Source organism: Cupriavidus sp. GW822-FHT02D05 (assembly GCF_058802485.1).
The window spans coordinates 40,055-47,256 of the sequence record NZ_JBXAOE010000049.1 but is presented as its reverse complement, the minus strand read 5'-3'; the positions used below and the strand labels follow the sequence as shown (position 1 = coordinate 47,256).

Genomic DNA, 7,202 nt, shown 5'->3' with positions numbered 1-7,202 from the left:
CGAAGCCCGAGGGGGTAGTCGCCCCATCCGGCGCGCCTTCTTTGCCTACTTTCTTGGCAAGACAAGAAAGTAGGTCTGCCGCCCCGAAGGGGTGGTGAAACAGCAGTTGCAGTTGCAGTTGCAGTTGCAGTTGCAGTTGCAGTTGCAGTTGCAGTTGCAGTTAAGCAGTCGCCCTTAACCGCTAGAGCCTGAAACTCGATAACTCAAACGCCCACCAAGTCAGCCAAGCAACTCGGGAACAGCCGCCCCAAGCCGCTCGCAGGCCCGCGCCAGCGCCACCTCCAGGGCGGCGCTGGCGGGCGTCATCGGCGCGCGCAGCTCATTGCGCAACCATCCCTCGCGCGCCAGCATGGCCTTGAGCGGGCCCGGATTGGGCTCGGCGAACAGCAGCTTGATCATCGGCATCACGGCATGGAAAAGCCGGCGCGCATGCTCGAGCCGCTGCCCCGCCACCGCCTGCGCGAGTGCCACGAACAGCGCCGGATACAGATGCGCAGAAGCGATGATCGCGCCCGTGCCACCCAGGCACAGCGTGCCCAGTAACTGGTGATCCTCCCCCGCCAGCACGCTCAAGCGAGCGTCGGCAATGACGGCCTGCGTGCCCTGGTAATCGCCGCCGCAATCCTTGATGGCGCGGATATTCGGATGCGCGGCCAGCGCCAGGATGGTTTCCGTCTCCAGCTTCACGCCGGTCCGGTAGGGAATGTCGTACAGCACCAGCGGCGCGGGGGCGCTGTCGGCCAGCATGCGGAAATAATCCAGCAGGCCGGCCTGCGACGGACGGACGTAATAAGGCGCGGGCGCCAGCAGCCCGGCCAGCGGCCTCCCAGCCAGCCGGCGCACGCACGCCTGCACCTGCTTCAGCTGGCTGCCCGCCACGCCCATCATCACCGGCAAGCTGCCGGCGCTGGCCAGCACCGTATCCAGAACGGCCAGTTGCTCGGCCTCATCGAGCGCGGCCGCCTCACCGGTGCTGCCGCACACCACGATCCCCGCGATGCCGCTGCCGGCGTAGTGCACCACCAGGCGGGCCAGCTCGGGAAAATCGACCGAACCGTCGGCAAATGGCGTCACCAATGGCAGCCAGATTCCTGAAAAGACGTGTTGTGCCTGCGAATCCTGTTGGACTTGTTGGGCTTGGGCTTGATCTACTGTTTGCATCGAATCACTCCTGTACGACCGGTCAATAAAAACCGTGCAGAAGCGCGCCGGGTGGCAGATGAGCCCGCGTGGGGCAGTGGGAAAGCCTGAACCTTCAAACCTGGCCTCGCCCCTGTACGCTGGTACGCAGGTGCCGCTCCGTCGCTCATCTGACGGAAGCAGCGCCCCGGTCAGACGAGCGGCTGTTTTTTGGCTTTGGCGCGCGCCGGCACCTGCCGCTGCGAGGCAGGGCAAACAAGTGCGGAAATCGACGAAACAGCGCGCATGGCAGGTTGGGGCTGAATGGGAGCACACCGTGGCAACCACGGCAGAAACGACAATCTACCGGGACGGCCGGCCTGCCGTCAACCGCACCCGGGCCGATTCGCTTGCGCCGGCCGGCCCCTGCGCTACACTGGGGACTCCACGAATTCCGGAGTCTTCGATGCGCGCATCCCCTTCCCTGTCACTGTCCTGCGGGCGCTCTGTGCTGCGCTGGCTCATGCTGGCCCTGTGCGCAAGCCTGCTGTCCGCCTGCGGGTACAACGACTTCCAGTCCAAGGACGAGGCCGTCAAGGCGGCCTGGGGCGAGGTGATCAACCAGTACCAGCGCCGCGCCGACCTGATCCCCAACCTGGTCAATACCGTCAAGGGCTATGCCACGCATGAGCGCGAGACACTGGAAGCCGTGACCAAGGCCCGCGCCGCGGCCACCAGCATCCAGGTCTCGCCCGAGACCCTCAACGACCCCGAAGCCTTCAAGCGCTTCCAGCAAGCCCAGGGCGAGCTGAGCGGCGCGCTGTCGCGCCTGCTGGCGGTGTCGGAGAACTATCCGCAACTCAAGGCCGATGCGTCGTTCCGCGACCTGCAATCGCAACTCGAGGGCACCGAGAACCGCATCACGGTGGCACGCCAGCGCTATATCACCGCGGTGCGCGACTACAACATCCTGGCGCGCAGCTTCCCCACCAACTTGACCGCCATGATCTTCAAGTACCCGGTCAAGCCGTCGTTCACGGTGGAGAACGAGAAGGCCATCTCGGCACCGCCCACGGTGAAGTTCTGACCCCGGACATACCTATGCGCAATCCCTCTGAGCGCAGTGGCTGGACAGCCGCCATGCTGGCGCTGCTGCTGTGGCTGGGCGCGCTGCTGGCGTTCCCGGCCATGGCCGCCGGCGACGGCTTTGTCGCGGTGCCGCCGCTCACGCAGCGGGTCACCGACCTCACCGGCACGCTCAGCGCCAGCCAGCGCAGCGCGCTGGAAAACGTGCTGGCAGAGTACGAGCAGCAGCGCGGCAGCCAGATCTTCGTGCTGATGGTGCCCACCACGGATCCCGAGCCCATCGATGCCTACAGCATCCGCGTGGCCGACGCCTGGCGCGCCGGGCGCAAGGGCATCGACGACGGCGTGATCCTGCTGATCGCCAAGGACAACCCGCCCGGCCTGCGCAAGATGCGCCTGGAAGTGGGGCGCGGCGTGCAAGGCTCGCTGACCGACGCCATGTCCAAGCGCATCCTGCAGGACGTGATGGCGCCGCACTTCCGCCAGAATGATTTCTATGGCGGCATCGCGGCCGGCGTCTCGGCGATCCAGGCCACCATCGACAAGGAAGCCCTGCCCGGCCCGCAGGCCGGCGCCAAGGCCGCCCAGAGCGGCTCGTGGACCGACTGGCTGCCGGTGCTGTTCCCGCTCGCCATCATCCTGTTCTTCTTCATCTCCGCGGCCCGCCGCTCGGGCGGCTCGCGGATCGTGACGCGCGGGCGCGGCTGGGACGCGGCTGCCGGCGGACTGGGCGGCACCCTTGGCGGTCTCGGGGGTGGCGGCTGGGGACGTGGCGGCGGCGGCGGTGGCTTCGGAGGAGGTGGTGGCGGTGGCTTCGGTGGCGGCGGCGGCGGTGGCTTCGACGGAGGCGGCGCCTCCGGCAACTGGTAACGACACATGCCACACTTCAAACGCGCCCTGCGCCATCTCGGCACGCGCCCCGGCGCCGCCAGCAAACTCTTCCCCGCCGACGCCCAGCAGCAACTGCAGCAGGCGGTGCGCGCCGGCGAGCAGCGGCATCACGGCGAAGTCCGTGTCGTGATCGAATCCAGCCTGCCCTTGGCGCTGGCCTTCTCCGGCACCAGCCCGCGCGCCCGTGCCCGCGCCCTGTTCGGCGCGCTGGAGGTGTGGAACACCGAAGGCCACACCGGGGTGCTGCTTTATATCAACCTGGCGGATCACGCGGTAGAGCTGCTGGCCGACCGTGGCATCGATGCCCGCGTGGCCCCGGAAACCTGGCGCGCCATCTGCGGCGAACTCGCGAGCGGGCTGGCCCGGGAGCTATCGGTCAAACCCGTGCTGGCGGCGGTGGAAAAGATCCACCATCAGCTGGCGCAGCATTTCCCCTCGGGCGACCGGCCCAATCCGAACGAGCTCGACGACCGCCCGGTCATGCTGTAGCGCTGCTTGCGCGACGCGCCCCCAGCATGTACCACAGCGCGGCCAGTACCTGCAGCGCCACCAGCCCGCCCCACACGCTCAGGTGCGCCGCCTTCGGGTAGCGGCCCGCATCGGCGGGCCAGAGGTCCAGCACCAGCCCGATGCCAACCTGGCAGGCAAAGGTGGACAGGAACACCGTCAAGGTCAGCGCCGTGGTGGCGCGCCCGATCAGCGCATCGGGGAAGCTGCGCGCCAGCACGGCATAGGCCAGGATGCCGCTGGAGCCGAACACGCCATAGGCCGCCCACAGCAACGCCGGCGGCAGCGGCACACCCGCCATGATCAGGCACTGGATCACGATGAACCCGCTCATGCCGACGCCGGCGAAGGTGTAAAGGCTCACGCCGGCACGCTCAAGATGGCGCGCGGCCCAGCCGGCGCACACGCAGCCGCCCATCATGGCAAAGCCGATCACCGACACCAGGCGAGCGCCCTGCTCCGGCGAATAGCCGGCCACGTCCCGCAGGAAGGCACCGACCCACAGCGTCTGCACCGCCAGGAACACACCTTGATTGAGCAGGGCCAGCGGCACCACGCGCAAAAAGCGCGCATTGCGAAAGACTTGCCAGGTGCCGCGCAGCTGTTCGGCAAGGCGCTGCTTGCCAGCGCGGCTGGTCTCGGGGGCGCCGAGCCACAGCAGCGCCGCCATGGCCAGCGTCAACCCGGCCAGCCCATAGCTGACGGTGCGCCAGTCGGTCCACGACAGCAGCCAGCCCAGCGGCGCGCCCACCACGACGGCGCCCAGCCCACCGATCGCCATCACCACCCCATTGAGCAAGGGCATGCGCGACAGGGGGAACCAGATCGACAGGGCCTGGATGGCAGCCCCCAGGCAAACCGACACGCCCACGCCGATCATCAAGCGCCCTGCCGCCAGCGCGGCCATGCTGGTCGCCGAGGCGAATACCAGCGCGCCAGCCACCGCCACCAGCAGCAATGCCGCCTCGGTGCGACGCGGGCCAAAGCGGTCGAGCATCAGCCCAGCCGGTAACTGGGCGCAGGCAAACCCCAGGAAGTAAAAGCTGGTCAGCAGCCCCAGGTCGGCGGCACCCAGCCCCATCTCGCGGATCAAATGCGGCGCGAAGCCCAGGTTGACGCCCCGGAAGATATAGGAAACCAGGAAACCCAGCGAAAAGATGCAAAGCACGCGCCAGCGGGCAGCCGCCAGCGCAGGATCGCCAGTCTGGGAAGCAGGAGACGGCGCCGCAGCGGCAGGGGTGGATACATTGGCAGAATTCATGCCTGCATTGTCGTCAGTCGCCGCGTGCAACACCAACGAAAGATACCCGCCGCAATTGTGAGTAGAATTTGACGGCAATGACCTCCCGACACCCCAAACCTACCAAGATTGGCCTGTCCGGCCAGCCCAGCTTGCCCACCCGCCCGGCTGAACCCGCCCCGCCACCCGAGCCGCTGCGCTCGCAGCGCGCCCCCCACCTGCCCGCGCTGCAGGCACTGCGGGCGCTCGAGGCCGCGGCCCGCCATCGCAGCTTCTCGCGCGCTGCGGAGGAACTGGCGCTGACCCACAGCGCCATCAGCCACCATCTGCGCGCGCTGGAGGACAAGCTGGGCACCAAGCTGTTCCAGCGCACCGGCCACCTGATGATGCCGACCAATGTCGGTGCGCGGCTGGCCGAGCGGATTCGCGACGGGCTGGCGGAACTGGAAGACGGCCTGCGCGAGGCCAGCAACGGTGGTGCCCCGCAGGTGGTGCGGCTGGAAGTCAGCGTCATGGCCGACCTGGCCAACGCGTGGCTGATCCGCCGCCTGCCGAGCCTGCACGCGGCCCTGCCGGGGCTGGACTTGCACCTGCGACTACACGCCGAGATCACGCCGCCTGATCCGTACTCGGTGGACGTGGGGATCTGGCACCAGCGCGTGGACCTGCCCGGCTTTGCCTGTCACAACCTGATCGAAGACCATGTCATCGCGGTCGCCAGCCCGGCACTGCTCGCACGCTACCCCGGCTTCACGCTGGCCGACCTGCCGCGCCTGCCAATGCTGCGCTTCGCACTGCGACCGTGGCGCGACTGGCTGGAAAGCGCCGGCCTGCCTGGCACGGAACCCGAGCGCGGACCGATCTTCCAGGACGCCGGCATGATGCTGCAATCGGCAGTGGCAGGACTTGGCGTGGCCACCGCGCGCCTGCAACTCGCCAGCGACTACCTTGCCAGCGGCGAACTGGTGCAGATCGGCACCACCCGCATCCCGTCCAGCCTGCATTACTGGGTGACCTGGCGCGAAGGCAACCCGCGCGAGAAGGCCATCCTGCGGTTCCATAGCTGGCTGCAAAGCCAGGTGGCGGCCATCGCCCTGCGCGCGCCGCTTGCTGCACCTCAGCCCAATGCACCGCAGCCGGGCGCCTGAGACTTAGCGTCCGGCCGCCCGCAGCGCCTCGATGCGCTCTCGCGTGAGCGGATGGGTGGAGAAGAAACTGTCGCCATCGTCGCCATCCCCGTTGTTGCCGCCATCCTCCGCGGCACGCCGGCTGCGGCGCTCCCGCTTGGTTTCGCGCTCGCCGGAGGCGGCTGGCGCGCTGGCGTCACCCCCGCCGTCGGCCTTGGCCGCCTGGACTTGCGCCTGCCGGGCGTGGGCGTCCTCCAGCGCCTGCAAGACGTCGGCAAACGCCGACACCGGCAAGTGGTTGCGCTGCATGACCTCCACCGCATACGCATCCGCCGCGCGCTCATGGTCGCGCGAGTAGCGCAGGGTCAGGATCGCGGCGGGCACGCCTGCCAGCACGGTGGAATAGTCACCAAAGAAATAGGCCGCCAGCGCGCCCACCGCCGAGGCCTGGAGGATCTGCTGCAGGCCATGGCGCTCGGCCACGTGCCCGGCCTCGTGGGCGAGCACGCCCATGAGGCCCGGGCCCACGCCGGTCAGCTTGACGAGTTCATCGGTAACCACGATGGTGCCGCCCGGCAGGGCCAGCGCGTTGGGCCCGAGCTTGCCGCCGTGGCGGAACAGGATCTTGTACTCGTGGCCCGGATCGGCCGGGCGCTCCAGCGCGGCGAAGTCGGCGCGAATCCGCTGCTGCTGCGCCTGCGGCAGGGCCGAGGGCATGAGCAGGCCCTGATCGATGCTGGCGAGCGTGGCCTCGCCGAGGCGGGCTTCCAGCGCCGGCGGCACGCTGCGCGCCACCATGCCGGCGCCCCAAGGCAATACGTAGAAATATCCCAGCAGCAGCGCCGCGGCCAGACCCAGCACCGACAGCAGCGCCAGCCGCCAGCTGTTCTGCGCACGCACCACCCAGCCCTCGCGGTGGCCGCTGGCGCCCAGCAATGCGGCAAAGCCGGCGTGGTCGGTGACCTCGCAGAAGGCGCCGTCGGCAAACGTGACCAGGCGCGGCGCGCGCTTGACCCGTTCGGAGACGCGCAGCGCGGCTAGCGGCGCGCGGCGCAGCACCGTGCCATCGGCTTCGCGCAGCACCGCATCGCGCCCTTCGATGGACAGCATCACCCGATGGGCACGCGACGAGCGGCCGTCGAAGTAAGTGGCGGCTACCGGGGCGGTGGCCGTGGCGTCGGGGATATCCTGCATCAAGGCCTTGGTATCGAAGTAAACGAGGCTGGCACGGC

Annotated in this window: 7 protein-coding genes; 4 read left to right on the top strand and 3 right to left on the bottom strand. The window is 68.7% G+C overall.

Features of this window, described 5'->3' with window-relative positions; all coding sequences use genetic code 11:
* Positions 1-219: 219 nt before the first annotated feature.
* Positions 220-1,161 carry a 4-hydroxy-tetrahydrodipicolinate synthase gene (gene dapA / locus AC1RQK_RS38165; protein ID WP_492814647.1) on the bottom strand — a complete coding sequence of 314 codons (942 nt, stop codon included), beginning with the start codon at positions 1,159-1,161 and terminating at the stop codon, positions 220-222.
* Between the two features lie 424 nt (positions 1,162-1,585).
* Between dapA and AC1RQK_RS38160 the strand changes: the two genes are divergently transcribed.
* Genes AC1RQK_RS38160 through AC1RQK_RS38150 form a run of 3 tightly spaced genes read left to right on the top strand, consistent with a single transcriptional unit; the run spans position 1,586 to position 3,585 of the window.
* Positions 1,586-2,206 carry a LemA family protein gene (locus AC1RQK_RS38160; RefSeq protein ID WP_183035167.1) on the top strand — a complete coding sequence of 207 codons (621 nt, stop codon included), beginning with the start codon at positions 1,586-1,588 and terminating at the stop codon, positions 2,204-2,206.
* Positions 2,207-2,220: 14 nt separating this feature from the next.
* Positions 2,221-3,075, top strand: coding sequence for a TPM domain-containing protein (locus AC1RQK_RS38155; protein WP_492814645.1), 855 nt, complete (start codon positions 2,221-2,223; stop codon positions 3,073-3,075).
* A 6-nt stretch (positions 3,076-3,081) separates the two neighbouring features.
* A complete protein-coding gene (locus tag AC1RQK_RS38150; protein WP_492387222.1) occupies positions 3,082-3,585 on the top strand; it encodes a TPM domain-containing protein in 504 nt (167 codons plus the stop codon).
* Here AC1RQK_RS38150 and AC1RQK_RS38145 read toward each other — a convergent pair.
* A complete protein-coding gene (locus AC1RQK_RS38145) occupies positions 3,575-4,864 on the bottom strand; it encodes an MFS transporter (RefSeq protein WP_492814643.1) in 1,290 nt (429 codons plus the stop codon). The genes AC1RQK_RS38150 and AC1RQK_RS38145 overlap by 11 nt on opposite strands.
* 77 nt (positions 4,865-4,941) lie before the next feature.
* Between AC1RQK_RS38145 and AC1RQK_RS38140 the strand changes: the two genes are divergently transcribed.
* Positions 4,942-5,991, top strand: coding sequence for a LysR substrate-binding domain-containing protein (locus AC1RQK_RS38140; RefSeq protein ID WP_492814641.1), 1,050 nt, complete (start codon positions 4,942-4,944; stop codon positions 5,989-5,991).
* Positions 5,992-5,994: 3 nt separating this feature from the next.
* Here AC1RQK_RS38140 and AC1RQK_RS38135 read toward each other — a convergent pair whose 3' ends face one another.
* Positions 5,995-7,164 carry a M48 family metallopeptidase gene (locus AC1RQK_RS38135; protein WP_492814650.1) on the bottom strand — a complete coding sequence of 390 codons (1,170 nt, stop codon included), beginning with the start codon at positions 7,162-7,164 and terminating at the stop codon, positions 5,995-5,997.
* Positions 7,165-7,202 lie beyond the last annotated feature (38 nt).

Bases quoted from the DNA above. Each gene is read 5' to 3' on its own strand.
- dapA (WP_492814647.1), bottom strand. From the start codon at position 1,161: ATGCAAACAGTAGATCAAGCCCAAGCCCAACAAGTCCAACAGGATTCG.
- AC1RQK_RS38160 (WP_183035167.1), top strand. From the start codon at position 1,586: ATGCGCGCATCCCCTTCCCTGTCACTGTCCTGCGGGCGCTCTGTGCTG.
- AC1RQK_RS38155 (WP_492814645.1), top strand. From the start codon at position 2,221: ATGCGCAATCCCTCTGAGCGCAGTGGCTGGACAGCCGCCATGCTGGCG.
- AC1RQK_RS38150 (WP_492387222.1), top strand. From the start codon at position 3,082: ATGCCACACTTCAAACGCGCCCTGCGCCATCTCGGCACGCGCCCCGGC.
- AC1RQK_RS38145 (WP_492814643.1), bottom strand. From the start codon at position 4,864: ATGAATTCTGCCAATGTATCCACCCCTGCCGCTGCGGCGCCGTCTCCT.
- AC1RQK_RS38140 (WP_492814641.1), top strand. From the start codon at position 4,942: ATGACCTCCCGACACCCCAAACCTACCAAGATTGGCCTGTCCGGCCAG.
- AC1RQK_RS38135 (WP_492814650.1), bottom strand. From the start codon at position 7,164: ATGCAGGATATCCCCGACGCCACGGCCACCGCCCCGGTAGCCGCCACT.